Origin of the sequence: Clostridium porci, from assembly GCF_009696375.1 — a bacterium.
Lineage (GTDB): Bacteria > Bacillota > Clostridia > Lachnospirales > Lachnospiraceae > Enterocloster > Enterocloster porci.
On record NZ_VUMD01000011.1, the window covers coordinates 95,197 to 111,302 of the forward strand.

General features: G+C 47.9%; 16 protein-coding genes and 2 pseudogenes. 13 read left to right on the forward strand and 5 right to left on the reverse strand.

Annotated elements, in window-relative coordinates; genetic code table 11:
* The first annotated feature begins 302 nt into the window (after positions 1–302).
* The 3 genes from FYJ39_RS13140 (at position 303) to FYJ39_RS13150 (ending at position 3,252) form a co-directional block, all read left to right on the forward strand.
* Positions 303–1,610 (forward strand): thioester-forming surface-anchored protein, encoded by a 1,308-nt coding sequence (locus FYJ39_RS13140; RefSeq protein WP_154472925.1) that lies wholly within the window; start codon positions 303–305, stop codon positions 1,608–1,610.
* Positions 1,611–1,613: 3 nt separating this feature from the next.
* The gene (locus FYJ39_RS13145; RefSeq protein ID WP_154472926.1) at positions 1,614–2,222 is read left to right on the forward strand and encodes a Spy0128 family protein; all 609 of its coding nucleotides are present in this window, start codon (positions 1,614–1,616) and stop codon (positions 2,220–2,222) included.
* A 187-nt stretch (positions 2,223–2,409) separates the two neighbouring features.
* The gene (locus FYJ39_RS13150) at positions 2,410–3,252 is read left to right on the forward strand and encodes a class B sortase (RefSeq protein ID WP_154472927.1); all 843 of its coding nucleotides are present in this window, start codon (positions 2,410–2,412) and stop codon (positions 3,250–3,252) included.
* Positions 3,253–3,609: 357 nt separating this feature from the next.
* Here FYJ39_RS13150 and FYJ39_RS21525 read toward each other — a convergent pair whose 3' ends face one another.
* The 5 genes and pseudogenes from FYJ39_RS21525 to FYJ39_RS21540 form a co-directional block, all read right to left on the reverse strand.
* Positions 3,610–3,771: a hypothetical protein gene (locus FYJ39_RS21525; protein WP_407923843.1), complete on the reverse strand. Its 162-nt coding sequence runs from the start codon at positions 3,769–3,771 to the stop codon at positions 3,610–3,612.
* Positions 3,772–3,839: 68 nt separating this feature from the next.
* Positions 3,840–4,628 (reverse strand): annotated as a pseudogene (locus FYJ39_RS13155) (recombinase family protein); the annotation flags it as partial.
* A 545-nt stretch (positions 4,629–5,173) separates the two neighbouring features.
* Positions 5,174–5,269, reverse strand: a complete 96-nt coding sequence (locus tag FYJ39_RS21530; protein WP_154472928.1) for a winged helix-turn-helix domain-containing protein — start codon at positions 5,267–5,269, stop codon at positions 5,174–5,176.
* Between the two features lie 65 nt (positions 5,270–5,334).
* Positions 5,335–5,445, reverse strand: a pseudogene (locus FYJ39_RS21535) (hypothetical protein); the annotation flags it as partial.
* Complete coding sequence (locus FYJ39_RS21540; RefSeq protein WP_407923844.1) at positions 5,418–5,669, reverse strand: response regulator; 252 nt, start codon at positions 5,667–5,669, stop codon at positions 5,418–5,420. The gene FYJ39_RS21540 and the pseudogene FYJ39_RS21535, both read right to left, overlap by 28 nt.
* A gap of 577 nt (positions 5,670–6,246) precedes the next feature.
* On the opposite strand from FYJ39_RS21540, the gene asrA reads away from it, so the two are divergent.
* From asrA to FYJ39_RS13220, 10 genes are all read left to right on the forward strand, one after another.
* Positions 6,247–7,290, forward strand: a complete 1,044-nt coding sequence (gene asrA, locus FYJ39_RS13175) for an anaerobic sulfite reductase subunit AsrA (protein ID WP_154472930.1) — start codon at positions 6,247–6,249, stop codon at positions 7,288–7,290.
* A gap of 4 nt (positions 7,291–7,294) precedes the next feature.
* The gene (asrB, locus tag FYJ39_RS13180; protein ID WP_154472931.1) at positions 7,295–8,089 is read left to right on the forward strand and encodes an anaerobic sulfite reductase subunit AsrB; all 795 of its coding nucleotides are present in this window, start codon (positions 7,295–7,297) and stop codon (positions 8,087–8,089) included.
* A 12-nt stretch (positions 8,090–8,101) separates the two neighbouring features.
* On the forward strand, positions 8,102–9,064 hold the full coding sequence (asrC, locus tag FYJ39_RS13185) for a sulfite reductase subunit C (protein ID WP_154472932.1): 963 nt from the start codon (positions 8,102–8,104) through the stop codon (positions 9,062–9,064).
* A gap of 16 nt (positions 9,065–9,080) precedes the next feature.
* Positions 9,081–11,246: a molybdopterin oxidoreductase family protein gene (locus tag FYJ39_RS13190; protein ID WP_154472933.1), complete on the forward strand. Its 2,166-nt coding sequence runs from the start codon at positions 9,081–9,083 to the stop codon at positions 11,244–11,246.
* On the forward strand, positions 11,233–11,655 hold the full coding sequence (locus FYJ39_RS13195; RefSeq protein ID WP_154472934.1) for a 4Fe-4S dicluster domain-containing protein: 423 nt from the start codon (positions 11,233–11,235) through the stop codon (positions 11,653–11,655). The genes FYJ39_RS13190 and FYJ39_RS13195 overlap by 14 nt, the downstream gene beginning before the upstream one ends.
* Positions 11,652–12,893: an NAD(P)/FAD-dependent oxidoreductase gene (locus tag FYJ39_RS13200; protein ID WP_154472935.1), complete on the forward strand. Its 1,242-nt coding sequence runs from the start codon at positions 11,652–11,654 to the stop codon at positions 12,891–12,893. The genes FYJ39_RS13195 and FYJ39_RS13200 overlap by 4 nt, the downstream gene beginning before the upstream one ends.
* Before the next feature lie 12 nt (positions 12,894–12,905).
* The gene (locus tag FYJ39_RS13205; protein WP_154472936.1) at positions 12,906–13,832 is read left to right on the forward strand and encodes a TDT family transporter; all 927 of its coding nucleotides are present in this window, start codon (positions 12,906–12,908) and stop codon (positions 13,830–13,832) included.
* 169 nt (positions 13,833–14,001) lie between these two features.
* Positions 14,002–14,412, forward strand: a complete 411-nt coding sequence (locus tag FYJ39_RS13210) for a GntR family transcriptional regulator (protein WP_154472937.1) — start codon at positions 14,002–14,004, stop codon at positions 14,410–14,412.
* Positions 14,413–14,444: 32 nt separating this feature from the next.
* Complete coding sequence (locus FYJ39_RS13215; protein ID WP_154472938.1) at positions 14,445–15,065, forward strand: UvrB/UvrC motif-containing protein; 621 nt, start codon at positions 14,445–14,447, stop codon at positions 15,063–15,065.
* Positions 15,058–16,098: an ATP--guanido phosphotransferase gene (locus FYJ39_RS13220; protein ID WP_154472939.1), complete on the forward strand. Its 1,041-nt coding sequence runs from the start codon at positions 15,058–15,060 to the stop codon at positions 16,096–16,098. Before FYJ39_RS13215 ends, FYJ39_RS13220 begins: the two co-directional genes overlap by 8 nt.
* The last annotated feature ends 8 nt before the right edge of the window (positions 16,099–16,106 follow it).

Here is a 16,106-nt window from a genome sequence, read left to right on the forward strand (position 1 = left end):
TAAAGAAGCCTGTGAGTTCATAAAAAGCTTGCAGGTCTACTTTGCGTTTCCGTATTTCTTATCGTTAAAAAACATACTCGATACCCATTGGGTCAATCAAATACTATTACCACAGAATGTTGATTCTGCGGTATGAATGGAAGAAAATATTAAGAAGAGTTGATTTTCAAGACATTTAATACAGGTGAAAGGAGGAGTGATACTGCACATGCTGGAAAACCAGAATAATAGAGAACGCGGACTACAGGGAATTGCTTGGAAATGAGGATACTATACAGTAAAACAAATGAAAGGAAAATACGATGATAACGAGAACAATGAAAGCAAGGATGCTTTCTCTGGCTCTTAGTCTATTGATGATGGTGATACTGTTAGGTAACAGCCTGCTTGCTTACGCCGGAGCAGAAGGATTGTCTGATGTAAGGGCTGAGTCTATTGAGAAAGCAACTTCATCCGACGCCAGAAGAGAGGAAGTGAGCAGCGTAGAAATAGAAGAAGATGCTAATACACTAAGAGAAGAAATAATAGAAGATATAGTTACTGCCACAGATTCAGAAGCGGATAAGATGGATGTGATCGATGGTGAAGTATTAGAGCTGCCGGAAACTCTTGCATTTAGAACCAGAGCGGCTATTCCAAATAATGATATGGATCTTGATGCAGATAGTTTATATTATGCCAAGGATAAGGGAGAATATTTATCTGTAGTGGATGCAGAAACCAAAGAAGTGGTAGAAGAATGGGCATTCTGTATACAGAGTAATTATGGAACACCGTCCTATTATGGTGGAGATAGCCATATAGGGGAATATAAACTTCTGGAGGAATATGATGCAAACGCATTGTATCAGGAGCTAAGAGAAGCCAGTCCGAAAGCAGACTCTGAAACCTGCTTTGTAAGAATCAGAAATGCTATGTATCTTTTTGCCAGCGATCCAACAAAGATACAGGAAAGATATAGTCTTCCCCGATTTACTTTTTATACGCTGACACAGGATGAGATATATGGATGGAGCAATGGTCAGAGAAAGACGAAGTATGGTGTGCAAAATTGGAACGATGCACGCAGTGAGATAGAAACTCTTATATTAAAGGATGATCTGATTCCTTCAAATGTAGCTGTTGAGATGCGTATATATGACGCTCAGAGAAGAATAGGACATAGCGTACAGTCACTTGCAACATTAAGGATAGCTGAGGAAATAGTTCCTGAGCTTCCTGAGGACAAGGCATCCTTACGAACCAGCGTGAGCATAGATGGAAGAAGCGCCAGTGACAAGGAGGCGTTACAGGAGGAAGCAGGCTCTAACAAAACAGTTGTGGATACAATAAGCTATAAGGGCCTGGTGCCAGGTAAGGAATACACCTTGACGGGAAGTCTGATGAAGATAGAGGGAGAACATGCAGTCCAGGTAGGAAAGAGCGTAAGCAAACGGTTTACCCCTGCGAAGGAGGAGGGAACAGAAAGCATAAGCTTTACCAATGTAACACTGGAAGCGGGAGTGACCTATGTGGTGTATGAGGAGGCAGAATCCACAGAGGAATTAACCTTTGCCACAGGAACCAAGAAGCACCGGATCGAGCATAAGGATAAGGACGACAAGGCCTAAACGGTGGTTGTGGAGAAGCCGGATACGCCGCCGGTAGGCGGAGAGAAGCCCAACCTACCTTCAAAAGGAGGCGGGGACAGTCATACACCTGGTTCAGCCAATGTTACGCTGACGGCGATTAAGACCGTGGACGGCCTCATTCCCAATGGAGATTCCTTCACCTTCCTTTTGAAGGATGAAAACGGACAAACGCTCCAGGCTAAAAATAATGAGGGCGGCAATATTACCTTTGACAGTATAGCCTTTAATCAGACTGGAACATTTATTTACTATATTACCGAGCAGCCAGGAGAGGATCGTGGCGTCAATTATGATACTGCCTCTTACAAGGTGCTTGTGACTGTAACACGGGAGTATGATTATACAGCAAGCGTGGTATACGAGAAAGAGGGACAGCCATATGACGGAACGCCTGCCTTTGCTAATACCACAACGCCTGTATTGGAACGAGTGGGAGGCTTCAGGCTGGATATTGTACCCAAAACAGAGGATACTAGTGGTATAGAAATCTGGGCAATGCTTGCGGCACTTTCCTTCCTGAGTCCGTGCAGCCTGTATCTTTGTGGGAACAGGAAAAAAGGGCAGTATAAAGGAAAGCGTGGAAACCGTTAATATAAATCATTGATTTATGGCTGGGAGCTATGGAAAACCCACGGCTTTCAGTCAAATATCAAACAAAGGAGAAAAACAGAGATGCATCAAAACGAATTGGTTTTCCACATTATAAAGTCAATTCCTGACGCGAAGGTATCTGTATTTGAGCTGTGCGGAAAGCAGGATGGGAAGGTAAACAGCAGGTATGAATAGACCGGATCAATCAGACAGACTGATACAGAGAGGCAGATCACGCCGCAGAAGGAGGCGTTGGTATGTATTGCCGGGGCTGGCCTTTTGTGCCACTTTATTTTGCGTTTCATTATTTATGCTGCTTTCTGGCTTGCTGGGATTATCCAAAGACCAGACAGACTTTGGAAAGCTTTCTGCCAGGGTAAGGAAAGAGCCTTTGGTGGCAGCAGAACTAAGTGCTTCTATTATGAAAACCTCCGTAGTTCCTATATCAGAACCTTCCCCCTTGCCCCAGTATGCGGAGCTGGCAAAGGAAAATAGCGATTTGTTTGGCTGGATCAAGATTGAAGGGACGAAGGTAGATTATCCGGTGATGTATACGCCGGACGAACCAGAATACTATCTCCACAGAGCATTTGATAAAACAAAATCCACAAGCGGAATCCCCTTTCTGGACGGAGACTATAAGGAACAGGGGAGCAACTACCTTATATACGGTCATAACATGAAAAATGGGACAATGTTTAAGACCCTGCTATCCTATAAGGATAAAGAATTTTATAGGAAGCATTCCACCATAGCATTTGATACGATTTATGAAACAGGAACATATGAGGTTGTGGGAGCCTTCTATTCCAGGGTTTTTTATCAGAATGAGCAAGGTGTGTTCCGTTTTTATAAATATACTGATTTGAGCAGTCCTTCGGTATTTTCCGAGTATGTGGAAAAAGTGAAAAAGGCTTCTCTGTATGATACCGGAATATCTGCGAGCTATGGAGATACGTTATTAACATTGATTACCTGTAGTTATCATACGGAGCATGGACGGTTTGTGGTTGTAGCTCGAAAGAAATGAGATACAGGATACATGTTTGCTTGTCCATGACCAGATGTATGCCGTGGTGCTACTATGTGTAAACAAACTTATTATAATATGTTGCTGTCTCTGAAAAACAAAGGTGTAATTATCTATAAGCATTCCAACTTGACCAATGATGTTGATATAACCAGTTTGGACAATGACTTTTCATATCCATCTGCGTATAAAGAAGGTTATATTAAACAGGAAAGTATTATATTACATATCTGGCGTCTATATTTAACCCCAGAAGGCCGGAAACTGAAAACGCACAGAAACAAGAATATGTTGTATATGTTAGCATCGCTTGACAAGGGCACACAGGCGATGCAAAGTGTTTGTTGAATTTCAAAGTTAGATTTTCCACTCAATCGACACATGGTCGCTGGTGGCGCGGATTTGAGAGATCAGGCCATCGGCCGCTTGCCGCCTGTCCTCAAAATCAATGTTCAGCCAGTTATCCAGATGGGCCGGCATGAGCTCGGCCTGTCCAGCCGGCCTTGTTTCCGCCGGCATTTCCGCGATGGCCTTAATCAGCGTTTGGCGGTGGGTATCCAGCTCCTCAATCTTGCGTTGGCATAGGAGAGCAAAACTGCGTTTGTCCCGGCGAAGTCCGCCGCCTCGTTGACTACTACCGTCCCTTGACTCTTGAAAAATTCATACATTTCCAAGTCCGCCTGTGCATAAATGGGATTTTGGAGCAGTTGGGAGATAAAACCCCGTTTGAGCTCCTTATCATAAATCTTGATCCCCATTTCCGCAAAGTGCTGGGCAATGTCCCCGAATGAGGTGGAGGGGCCGGCGTACATTTCAAACATGAGCCGGGCAATATCCGCGCACTCTTCATCGGGCACCATCATTTTTGTGCGGATACCCTGAATGGTGGTGGGCTCCAGCTTGAAATAAAAGGGGGCTGCGCCGCTCATGTGGAAACCACGCTGGCACCGGGAGTAGTAGGCGTCCGTCACACGCTTCTGGATCGTTTTCTGTTCCAGTTGGGCGAACACGATGCAGATATTGAGCATCGCCCGGCCCATCGGGGGCGAGGTATCGAACTTTTCCGTTGAGGACACAAACTCCACATTGTATGCCTGAAAGGTCTCCATCATGGTTGCAAAGTCCAGAATGGAGCGGCTGATGCGATCCAGCTTGTAAACAACAACCTTTTTTATCAGGCCCCGCTTAATATCCGCCAGAAGCTCGTGAAACTTGGGCCGGTCTGTGTTCTTGCCGGAATAGCCCTTGTCCGTGTATTCCTGGAAGCTGCCTCCCCGCAATTCATATTTGCAAAACTCGATCTGGCCTTCAATGCTGATGCTGTCCTTGCGGTCTGCCGGCTGACTGCTATAAATAGCGTCTATATGATTTTCCATGTTGGTCTCCTTTCCGTATCGGAACGGGGCTGCCAACCTTTACATCGCCGGCACAAGCTTTAATCATTCGCAACCGTCTAAAGCCGATTGCTCATTCATGCCGCGGTGCCTCCTCTCCTCACAAAGTCTGCGACTTTGCGGGGTTCCCCTTTATTATAACTCTGGCGGCCCCGCCCTGCAAGGCTGTCCCACCCCTGGCCGCCGTGACCAGAAATGCCGGAGCGGGAAAGACAAGGTTTGACAAAATGCGCTCTGTGGGGTAAAATGAATTCGCCCCGCAAGGGGCAGGGCGTTGTCATAAGACGGAGCAACCCGTGGCAGGCGGTTAGCCACATCACCCGAAAGGGGGTGAGGCCATGCGCATCACATTACATATCGGAGCCTTTACGGTAACGATCATTGTGAAAAGCAGAAACCGCCACTCTGCCAAGTGACGGTTTCCAAGGTTTAAATTTGTAAACTCGTTTCTGGGCTAACCGCTTGTCGGCAACGCCCTTTCTATGTTTATTATACTACGCGCCGGGGGATTGTCAAGTCGCCCGGATTTATTTTTGCAACTCGGCGGCTTTCTTGAAGCGATACCCCACAACTCGGACGGTTTCGATGGGATCGTCCTCCAGCTTTTTTCGGAGCCTCCGCATACTGACCGGATGGCGTTGCTTTCGTCCCCCATGAAGTCATCGCCCCAAACATGGAGGCGGATCTGCTCATGGGTCAGCACCTGCCCGGCATGGATCGCCAGCAGATGGAGCAGATCAATTTCCCGTCCGTTGTAGCAGACATACCGGGTTATGGGGGGGGGGGGGTAGATCCGCATATCTCAAAGTTGACAATGGTATAGCGCTGCTCACTGGGCGGGGCATTGTATCTCCGCATCAGGGCCTGCACCCGGAACAGACACTCACGGGGGACAAGGGGCTTTTCCATGAAATCGTCCGCGCCCATTTGATAGGCCCGCTCCTTGCTTTCATAGTCGCTCTGCGAGGACAGCACAAGGATGGGCATATCCCGCATATTCCGCATGAAGCGGAGCAGCCGCAGCCCGTCCTGATCGGAGAAAGCAGATAAAACGGCCTTTACACCCGCCCAGACTCATTTAAAGGCCGTTTAAAGCCGTTATTTTTTTGGATATTCTATTGGTAGTGAGAGAGCGTCTAATCCAATCCTTCTGAAGCCAATTTGTGATTGCACTAGCGGTCTTAAACCGTACTCAGCATTCATTCTCCATTGCCCCTAGGGGACGGGGGAAAGGCCTGGACTATCTATCTCCTCTTGTTTGATTAGATTCAGCCAGGGGAACATTAAGAGAAATCTTTGTACTTGATTTTCCCTTAGGTCTGCCAACTTTAGGAGTTTTTTTGGTAGGTGTCTTAGGTGTTGCAGCCTTTGTATTCGGCTTTTCTTCTGTCTTTTTAGGTTCTGCCTTAGGTTTTCTTTAACTTCTGTCGTGGTGGTTATAAGGGCTTTTGCTGTGGTCTGTGTGGTTTCCTTTATCATTTAGAATAAAGCCCGAATGCTTGGCGCCGTGATGTAGATCACGGCGTTTTTTGTGCATTTCTGCCATACTTTATATGTATCGTTTAAAATTTATTTAACATAAACAGAGGAGAGTACCAAGATGGGATATCAATTACAGAAAGGTGAGATGCAGCAGCTGTTTGATGCTTTAAGCCGCGATTACATTCTTCTGGGCCCTGTAAAGAGGAAGGGAGAAGGAATGTATTCGGACACGGATGTAGTTCGTTACGGCGAGCTAAAGCAGTGGAAGGATTTGGAATGGGATGTAAAGTCTCACTATTCCTTTAAGGAAGCGATTCTTCCAATCACACAGATTCTCTTTTATTTTATAGAGGATGAAATAAAGGAGGCGGATGCAGAGCACAGGAAGCCGGCTGTTGTATTTATGCGAAGCTGTGATGTTCACGCTTTGAAACGGCTGGACGAGATTTATCTGAGGAACCGTTTTGAGGACTACTATTATAAGCGGCTTAGGGAAAAGGTTAAAATCGTTCTGATGGGATGTGAGAGCAGCTGTAAAAGTGGCTTTTGCGTTTCCATGGGAACCAACAGAACCGAGGATTATGATTGTGCGGTCAACATAAGACAGAATGGAGAAGCTGCTGAGCTAGACAGCAGATGGGTTGTGCTGGATGAACTGCTGGGGGGATCAGATAGGGCTTTGGGCAAATCGGCTTTCAAAAGTCTGATGCTTAAAAGTGTAATTCCTGATTCCGTTACAGAGAACTGGGTTAAAGTAGCTGTCCCTAAAAACTGCGGTTCGGATCTGGTTCATGGAGACTTCTGGAAGGAGTATGACAGCCGCTGTATTGCCTGCGGCCGCTGCAATTTTGTCTGTCCCACCTGCACCTGCTTTACCATGCAGGATATTTTCTACCAGGACAACGGCAGGTCAGGGGAGCGCCGGAGGGTTCACGCTTCCTGTATGGTGGATGGATATACCGATGTAGCCGGAGGCGGCTCCTATCGGAAGTCCAATGGACAGAGGATGCGGTTTAAGGTTCTTCACAAGATTTCCGATTTCAAGAAGCAGTTCGGCTATCAGATGTGCGTAGGCTGCGGCCGCTGCGATGACATTTGCCCGGAATATATATCGTTTTCGGACTGTGTAAACCGCATTGCGGATATGGAACAGGAGGTGTAAAGGGATGAGAAAGCAGGAGTATGCTCCATTTTTATCGCAGATACAAGGTGTAAAGAAGCATACAGACATAGAATATACCTTTTCTGTGTCCTATAGCGGGGAAGTGAAGCCGGGACAGTTTTTCGAGGTGTCCATACCAAAATACGGGGAGGCTCCCATCTCGGTCAGCGGTATAGGAAAGGACTATGTGGATCTCACCATCCGCCGTGTGGGCAAGGTGACAGATGAGGTGTTTGAGCGATACCAGGGGGATAAGCTTTTCATGAGGGGCCCCTACGGAAATGGCTTTGATGTAAACGACTATAAGGACAGCGAGCTGGTGATCATTGTCGGAGGAACAGGGGTATCCCCAGTGAGAGGAGTCATTGAGTATTTTTCAGAGCACAGGGAGCAGAGGCAGTCCATGACCTTGATAGCCGGCTTTAAAAGCCCTCATGATATACTGTTCAAAGACGACTTTAAGCGCTGGGAGAAGCACATGAACCTGATTCTTACGGTAGACGGGGCAGAGGAGGGCTACCAGGGAAGGGTGGGCCTTGTGACAAGGTATATTCCTGAGATAAAGCTTGCAGATGCCTCCAGAGCAAAAGCGGTTGTGGTAGGCCCCCCTGCTATGATGCGCTTTTCTGTTATGGGACTTTTGGAGCGGGGCTTTGCTGAGGAGCATATCTGGGTTTCCTATGAGCGGAAGATGTGCTGCGGTATTGGCAAATGCGGCCATTGCAGGATCGGTCACAAGTATGTATGTGTGGACGGGCCTGTATTCCCGTATACAATAGGAAAGAAGCTTTTGGATTAGGAGGCGGCAGCGATGGATGTGAATACAAAGAAACTAAAGAAGAATGCATTTCGGGTTACGAAGGAGCGGGGATTGACTGCTGCCAGAGTGAGGGTTCCGGGAGGGCACCTAGATGTGCGGTATCTGGCTGTGATCCAGGGAATTGCACAGACCTATGGCAACGGCTCCGTACATATGACGGTACGCCAAGGCTTTGAGATCCCAGGGATACGTTTTGAAGATATGGATAAGGTCAATGCGCTGCTTCAGCCTGTGATTGAGGGGATGGGCATTAATCAGACGGAGCGGGGAAAGGGGTATTCTGCTTCCGGCACCAGAAATATTTCTGCCTGTGTGGGGAACAAGGTCTGTCCCTATGCCTGCTATGATACCAGTGAGCTTGCCTTTAAGATTGAGAAAGCGGTATTTCCGGACGATCTTCATGTAAAGGTGGCTCTTACAGGCTGCCCAAATGATTGTGCCAAGGTGAGGATGCATGATTTCGGAATTATGGGAATGACCCAGCCGGAGTACCGGCCTGAACGCTGTATTAGCTGCGGCGCCTGTGAGCGGGCTTGCAGGAAGAAATCCGCAGACGCTCTTGAGATGATAAACTACAGGATAAGAAGAAACCATGAAACGTGTATCGGCTGCGGCGAGTGCGTGATTCAGTGTCCCACCAGGGCCTGGGTGCGCAGCGAAAAGAAGTATTACCGCCTGACCCTGCTTGGAAGAACAGGAAAGAAGAATCCAAGGCTGGGCGAGGATTTTATCAAGTGGGCGGATGAGGAAAGTATTTTAAAGATCATTACAAATACCTACGACTATGTGCGGGAATATATTGACCCAAAAGTGCCAGGGGGCAAGGAGCACATCGGCTATATCGTGGACAGAACCGGCTTTGAGGAGTTTAAGAAATGGGCTTTAAAGGATGTGGCCCTTCCCGAAATAGCTAAGATTCAGCATCGGATCTACTGGAGTGGAGTAAACTATTAATAGGAGGGACAAGAGGATGAAAATTGTACAATCAACCTGCAACTACTGTGCCCTGGACTGCAATATGGATTTTTATGTGGAGAATGACAAAATCGTAAAGGTGCTCCCTACCAAGGGCTATCCTGTGAACGATGGCTTCTGCTGCATCAAGGGCCTGTCACTGGACAAGCAGCAGACAGTGGTGAAATCCTCTCCGCTGCCAAGAATCCGCCAGGCAGACGGGCAGATGAAGGAGGTTTCCTGGAAGGAGGGCTTCTCCTATGTAGCAGGGAAGCTTAAGGAGTTTCAGGCCAAATACGGACAGGAGAGCGTGGCGGGTATCAGCACAGGGCAGCTGACAATGGAGGAATTTGCCCTTTTCGGCCATGTGATGAGAAACTACTTAAAAACCAATGTAGACGGCAACACCAGACTTTGCATGGCAACCGCTGTGGTGGCCCATAAGCAGAGCTTCGGCTTTGACGCACCGGGATATACCTTAAATGACCTGGAGCTGTCGGATACCATCATCTTCATAGGATCGAATCCGGTGGTGGCCCACCCTATTTTGTGGAAGCGGGTTAGGATGAACCAGAATCCTGACAAGAAGGTAATTGTCATTGATCCGAGAAAGTCAGAGACAGCCATGAACGCGGATTACTGGTATCCGGTCAGGAGTAAGGGGGATTTGCTTCTGTTCTACATTCTGGCCAATGTGCTGATTGAGAAGGGATATATTAATCAGGAGTATATTAAGGCACATACGGAGAAGTTCGGGGAATTTAAGGAGTTTGTGAAGGGCTTCTCACTGGAAAGGGCCTTAAAGGATACGGGACTTTCCAAAGGACAGATTCTGGAGCTGGCAGAGCTGATTCATAACGGAAAGCGTGTCTCCTTCTGGTGGACCATGGGCGTGAATCAGGGATATGAGGCAGTGCGCACAGCCCAGGCTATTATTAATATCGCATTGATGACAGGAAATATTGGCCGGCCCGGAACAGGAGCCAACTCCATAACAGGACAGTGCAATGCAATGGGTTCCAGGACTTACAGCAATACAGCTGTTTTCTTTGGAGGCGGAGATTTTACAAATCCGGCTAGAAGAGAACGGATCGCTAAGGTGCTGGGAGTGGAGTCATCTATGCTTGCAGAAAAGCCAACAGCCACCTACAACCAGATCATAGAAGGGATCAATGAGGGCAAAATCAAGGGACTGTGGCTTCTCTGTACAAACCCGCGCCACAGCTGGACGAATAATGAAACCTTTGCCAGTGCGGTGAGGAAGCTGGAGCTGTTCGTGGTACAGGATATTTATGACACGATTGAGAGTGCGGAGGGGTGTACGGTATTCTTTCCGGTGGTGCCTGGAATCAAGAAGGAGGGTACCTATATCAACCTGGAGCGCCGGCTTTCTGCTATGCGTCCTTGCCTTAGCCGGAAGGAGAATGAGCGTTCGGACTACGAGGTTATATTAGGCGTAGGGCGGGCGCTGGGAATGGGAGAAATGCTGAAGGGCTGGGAGACTCCTAGAGACTGTTTTGAGCTTATGAAGAAATGCTCTGAGGGCATGCCCTGTGATATTACAGGAGTTACCTGGGAAGGGCTTGAAAATTCCAGAGGCATTCAGTGGCCTTTTCGGAAAGGAGAGACGCTAAAGGAAGATCAGAGAAGGCTTTATGAGGATGGAAATTTCTTCACTCCCAGTAAAAAGGCTCAGTTTATGTTCGAGGAGCCCAGAGAGAATCCTCTGCCTCTTACAGAGGAATATCCCTTCCTGCTTAACACTGGAAGAGGCTCTGTTGGGCAGTGGCACACTCAGTCTCGCACAAAGGAGGTTCGGTTTATAGAGGATACGGCCGCCAAGGAGGCCTATTTATTCATGCATCCTTCCGATGCTCAGAATAAGGAAATCTGTGAAAATGACAGAATTTTGGTACATTCCGTCAATGGACAGGAAGCCTGTTTTAAGGTGAGAATTTCGGAGCAGGTGAGAGCGGGAGAGCTTTATGCACCCATCCACTATGTGGAGTGCAATAAGCTGACCCCTTCCATATATGATCCGTATTCTAAGGAGCCATCCTACAAATCCACTCCTGTATGGTTTGAAAAAGGAGATGGAACCGGAGAAACGGCTTTGCAAAATGATAGAGACGGAAGGGATGCTATGGAAAGCAAAGGAGGAAACAGGCATGTACAGGATTAAAATTGATAGAGACCGCTGCATCGGCTGTCTGACCTGCGTTACCGCCTGCGTGGTCAGCCATGAGAGCAATGATGCCAGAAACAGAGTAGTGATTGACAGCCAGTCAAAATGTGCTCCCATATTCTGCCGCCATTGTGATAAGCCGGAATGTGTATACACCTGCATGACAGGAGCGATGCATAAGAACCCCGATACAGGCTTTATTGAGTATGATAAGAATAAATGTGCCAGCTGCTATATGTGTATTATGGCCTGTCCCTACGGAGTGCTGAAAAGCGACCGCATGGAGCATAAGGAAATTATGAAATGCGATATGTGTGTGCACCGCACAGAGGATGGCTCTCCCAAGCCTATGTGTGTGGAGCTTTGTCCTATGCGGGCAATTACACTAGAGGAGGTGGATATATGAGATACGTGGTGATAGGAGCGTCCGCAGCAGGGGTGAACGCTGTCCGTGAGCTTAGAAGGCTTCAGCCGGATGCAAAAATCCTGCTTGTGTCAAAGGATGAAGAGATCTACTCCCGGTGTATCCTCCATCACTATATGGGGGGCATACGGACGAAGAAGGAGCTTATGTTCGTAGAAGAGGATTTTGAAACCAGATACAAGGTGGATTGGATGCGGGGCGTTGCCTGTACAGGACTGGATGTCCATGAAAAGAGGGTATGCCTTTCCCAGGGCGCCGGCCCTTCTTATCTTTCCTATGATAAGCTTTTGCTGGCTGCTGGTTCCCGCACCTTCCTTCCTTCTGTAGAGGGTCTGCGAGAGGCCGGGGGAGTATTTGGCTTCCGCAATATGGAGGATGTGGAACAAATTGTAGAAGCGTCAGCCGCTGCCTCCCATATTGTTGTGATGGGAGGCGGCCTCACAGGAATGGACTGCGTCGCAGGCTTTCTTCACATGGGTAAAAGCTGCTCTCTGGTGGAGATGGAAGAACGGCTTCTGGCAAAGCAGCTAGATGACAGAAGCGCCTCTGCCTATCAAAAAGCATTTGAGGAAAAAGGCGTGTCCTTCTATCTGCATACTGGGATTTCCAGAGTTTGCCGGGATGGGAAAGGAGCCGTCGCATCTCTGATTCTTACCGATGGAAGGGAGCTTCCCTGTGATTTGCTGGTGGTAACGGCAGGGGTGCGCTCAAATATAGAGTTTTTGCGGGACACTGGAATCGCTTGCGATAACTGCGGCTTGCTCATAGACCAGTACGGGCAGACCAATGTGCCTGATATATACGGTGCGGGGGATATTACAGGCCGTTCTCCCATCTGGCCTGCGGCTGTAAAGCAGGGAATGGTGGCAGCCTCCAATATGGCAGGGGTGAGGACCACGGAGGACGCCTTTTTTGCCAGCAAGTCCACCATGAATTTTTTGGGAATTCCCACTATGTCTTTGGGACTTCCTGTTAAACCAGACGACAGCTATGAGGAGATATTGGAGGATAAGGGAGAGCTGTACCGTAAGGTAATCCATAAGAATGGGAGGATTTACGGCGCTATTCTCCAGGGGGATTTGTCCTACGCAGGTGTGCTGACCCAGCTGATTGCGGCGAAGATCGATGTGTCGAGGGTGAAGAAGCCTCTGTTTGAGATAGACTACTCTGATTTTTTCCATACTAAGGACAATTTTGAATTTTACTACGATGAAACATAGAGGAGACGCAAGATGAAAGAGAGATTAAAAAATATGCCCATTCCTGCGGTTGCAACGATGCTGGGAGCAGCAACCTTAAGCAATATCTATCAGTCCCTGGGTTATGACTGGGTACGCCACCTTACTATGTGGGCAGCTACCGTTGTGCTGATTTGCTACATCGGAAAGCTGATTCTTTATCCTGCTGTGGTAAAAAATGAATACAAGAATACCGTGCCTGCCAGCCTTTATGCAGCTATTACCATGGTTACTATGATACTATGCAGTTATTACAAAGACTGGTTTCCCACAGCGGCAAAATATATTCTCATGGCAGCCGTATGCATTCACGCCTTACATATACTGGTATTCCTGTTCAATAATGTATTTCACGGAGTGAATCTGGATACCTTTGTGCCAAGCTGGTTCGTAACCTTTAATGGCATTATGGTATCCACGGTAACAGGCGCGGCTATGCTTCCGCCGGTTATGGCTAAGGCGGTTCTGTTCTGGGGACTGGGAATTTATACTGTGACGATACCTTTTATGGTTTGGAGACTGGCATCCAGAGAGGTTAAGGCTCCTGTATATCATACTCAGGCCATTGTCCTGGCCCCATGCAGTCTGTGCCTTGCAAGCTACCTGAACCTGGCTGGGGAGCCAAATCAGGCGTTGGTATCAGTTCTGTTTATCTGCGTTCTGGCTTCTCTTTTATTTATAGTAGTGAAGCTGCCCTCTTTTTTTTCCGTTCCATTCTATCCTGGCTTTGCCGGACTTACCTTCCCTATGGCCATTGGGATCGTGGCTTCCAATAAGGCCGGCGCTTACTTTATGGGAGCTGGCCAGGAACTGCTTGGAAATGTGATCAAGCAAATTGCAGGCTTCCAGATTTACCTTACCACAGCTATCATCGGCATGGTGCTGATGGGATTCTTAAAAATGCTGAAGGGAAGTAAATAAGAGATGCTCAAGGCCTCCTGCCGCTTTTGCCGGCAGGGGGCCTTGATCTGTATGTAGCTTCCTCTTGACGAATTTCCATTCTCTTGTTATAGTAATAGCAACAAGTGTTATATTGCTTGTAGAACAAATATAACTTTCAAGCGTTACAGAAACGAAAGATGGTGGAATTATGGTATTAAAGATTGATTTCAACAGTGATGAAGCAATCTATATACAGCTGCGTAATCAGATTATTATGGGGATAGCAACGGATATGATACGAGAAGGAGATACTCTGCCCTCCGTACGTCAGATGGCTGATTATATTGGTATCAATATGCATACAGTAAATAAAGCATATTCCGTACTGCGCCAGGAGGGCTTTGTAAAGCTGGATCGGCGCAGAGGCGCTGTGGTAAGCTTGAATTATGATAAAATTCAGGCCGTCAGAGAGCTGAGCCAGAATCTGGATGTAATGCTGGCCTGGGGCATATGCAGGCATATTACCAGGGAGGAGGTTCATCAGCTGGTAGATGAGATTTTTGACAGGTATACCAGGGGATGTATGGAAACAGAAGAAAAAGAGGCAGATGAAGGATGACAAATTCTATTTAGTAAAAGCGGAGGATTCCTATGTTATGTGAAAATTGTAAGATTCGTGAAGCCAATATCAAATACACGGAGATAATAAACGGTATTAAGACAGAGCACAACCTTTGCTCCCGCTGTGCCAGAGAGATGGACTTTGGGCAGTATTCTGCCATTCTGGACGGTGAGTTTCCCTTAGGCAAGCTGCTGAGCGGCCTTTTGGGACTGGAGGATGACGAGGAGGAGACGGATGTAAGAGGACGTGTGGCATGTCCCACCTGCAAAACCAGCTTTGAGGACTTTGTGGAAAACAGCCGTTTTGGCTGTCCGGACTGTTACGGTGTTTTTGATCTGTTTATCAGCGACAAGATGAAGCAGCTTCAGGGGAGCGAAAGCCATAAGGGCAAGCATCCCAAATTCAGCAGCGCCTTTGAAAAGAGGCATCCTGATGCTGCCGGAGAGTCTCAAGGCAAAGAAGTGTCAGAGGGACCGTCAGGTGAGGAAGCCTGCGGCGGACAGAATTCCCAGAGGGCCCGATCCAACCGCCGGATTCGGGAGCTGGAAGGTAAGCTTAAGGAGGCGGTAGCCAGGGAAGATTATGAGGAGGCGGCTTCTTTAAGAGATCAGATTAAGGAATTGAAGAAGGAGGCCGGCATCAATGAATAAATGGTTCGAGCGCATGGATAGCAAAAGTTCCAATATAGTTTACAGCCGAATCCGCCTGGCCAGAAACTGGGATGAGTACGCCTTTCCCTCCAAAATGACAAAGGTTCAATGCAAGGAGATGGTCGGACGTTTGCAGGAAGGGCTTAAGAGCATCGGAGAGCTGGATGGAAGGGAGTATCAGTACAGGCAGTTGGATACAGCTCAGGAAATGGAGAAAAGGGCTCTGAGGGAGCGGAGGATTCTGAATCTGGCAGCTGTGAATAAAAAGGAGCCGGCAGGCCTTTTTATGTCGGAGGATGAGGGAAGCAGCCTGGTTCTTGGCGGGGACGACCATATCAGGATACAGCAGATTGGAGCGGGGCTGTGCCTGGATGAGCTTTGGCAGCAGGCAGATGCTATGGATGATTATGTGAATGAACGTTTTTCCTATGCTTTTGATGATAAATACGGCTATCTGACCTCCTTCCCCACCAATGTCGGAACCGGCCTGAGGGCCTGTGTGGTGCTCCACCTGCCTACCTTATCCCAAGTCAGAAAGTTTCAGAGCATTGTAGGAGATATGAGCCGCTTTGGAACTGCCATCCGCGGCCTTTATGGGGAGGGAAGCGATAATTACGGCAGCCTTTACGAGATATCCAATCAGAGGACGCTGGGACAATCTGAGAAGGAAATTGTGGAGCTGGTTACAAAGGCGGCGGCCCAGCTGAATAACCAGGAGCTGAGGGTGCGCAGCGCGTCGCTTAACACGCAGCGTCTGGAACGCGAGGATGAGGCGTATAAATCCTACGGAGTATTGAAGTATGCAAGAAAAATAGCAGAGAAGGATGCCAGAATCTTCCTTTCCCAGCTTATGGCAGGGGAGGAGGACGGCCTTTTGAAATTTGATAAGAAATGCTCCCTTTACAGTCTGATTATAGGAATCAAACCGGCCAATCTGAATCTGTGGTTTAAACGGCCGCTGGACAAGGGAGAGCTGGACGCTGTAAGGGCCGCTTACATCAGGCAGAATCTGCCTGAGATAGCGGGAGCGTAATACTTATA

Excerpts from the sequence above, each read along its gene's own strand:
- FYJ39_RS13140 (WP_154472925.1), top strand. The coding sequence starts at position 303 with ATGATAACGAGAACAATGAAAGCAAGGATGCTTTCTCTGGCTCTTAGT.
- FYJ39_RS13150 (WP_154472927.1), top strand. The coding sequence starts at position 2,410 with ATGAATAGACCGGATCAATCAGACAGACTGATACAGAGAGGCAGATCA.
- FYJ39_RS21525 (WP_407923843.1), bottom strand. The coding sequence starts at position 3,771 with ATGCCGGCGGAAACAAGGCCGGCTGGACAGGCCGAGCTCATGCCGGCC.
- FYJ39_RS21530 (WP_154472928.1), bottom strand. The coding sequence starts at position 5,269 with ATGCGGAGGCTCCGAAAAAAGCTGGAGGACGATCCCATCGAAACCGTC.
- asrA (WP_154472930.1), top strand. The coding sequence starts at position 6,247 with ATGGGATATCAATTACAGAAAGGTGAGATGCAGCAGCTGTTTGATGCT.
- asrB (WP_154472931.1), top strand. The coding sequence starts at position 7,295 with ATGAGAAAGCAGGAGTATGCTCCATTTTTATCGCAGATACAAGGTGTA.
- asrC (WP_154472932.1), top strand. The coding sequence starts at position 8,102 with ATGGATGTGAATACAAAGAAACTAAAGAAGAATGCATTTCGGGTTACG.
- FYJ39_RS13190 (WP_154472933.1), top strand. The coding sequence starts at position 9,081 with ATGAAAATTGTACAATCAACCTGCAACTACTGTGCCCTGGACTGCAAT.
- FYJ39_RS13195 (WP_154472934.1), top strand. The coding sequence starts at position 11,233 with ATGTACAGGATTAAAATTGATAGAGACCGCTGCATCGGCTGTCTGACC.
- FYJ39_RS13200 (WP_154472935.1), top strand. The coding sequence starts at position 11,652 with ATGAGATACGTGGTGATAGGAGCGTCCGCAGCAGGGGTGAACGCTGTC.
- FYJ39_RS13205 (WP_154472936.1), top strand. The coding sequence starts at position 12,906 with ATGAAAGAGAGATTAAAAAATATGCCCATTCCTGCGGTTGCAACGATG.
- FYJ39_RS13210 (WP_154472937.1), top strand. The coding sequence starts at position 14,002 with ATGGTATTAAAGATTGATTTCAACAGTGATGAAGCAATCTATATACAG.
- FYJ39_RS13215 (WP_154472938.1), top strand. The coding sequence starts at position 14,445 with ATGTTATGTGAAAATTGTAAGATTCGTGAAGCCAATATCAAATACACG.
- FYJ39_RS13220 (WP_154472939.1), top strand. The coding sequence starts at position 15,058 with ATGAATAAATGGTTCGAGCGCATGGATAGCAAAAGTTCCAATATAGTT.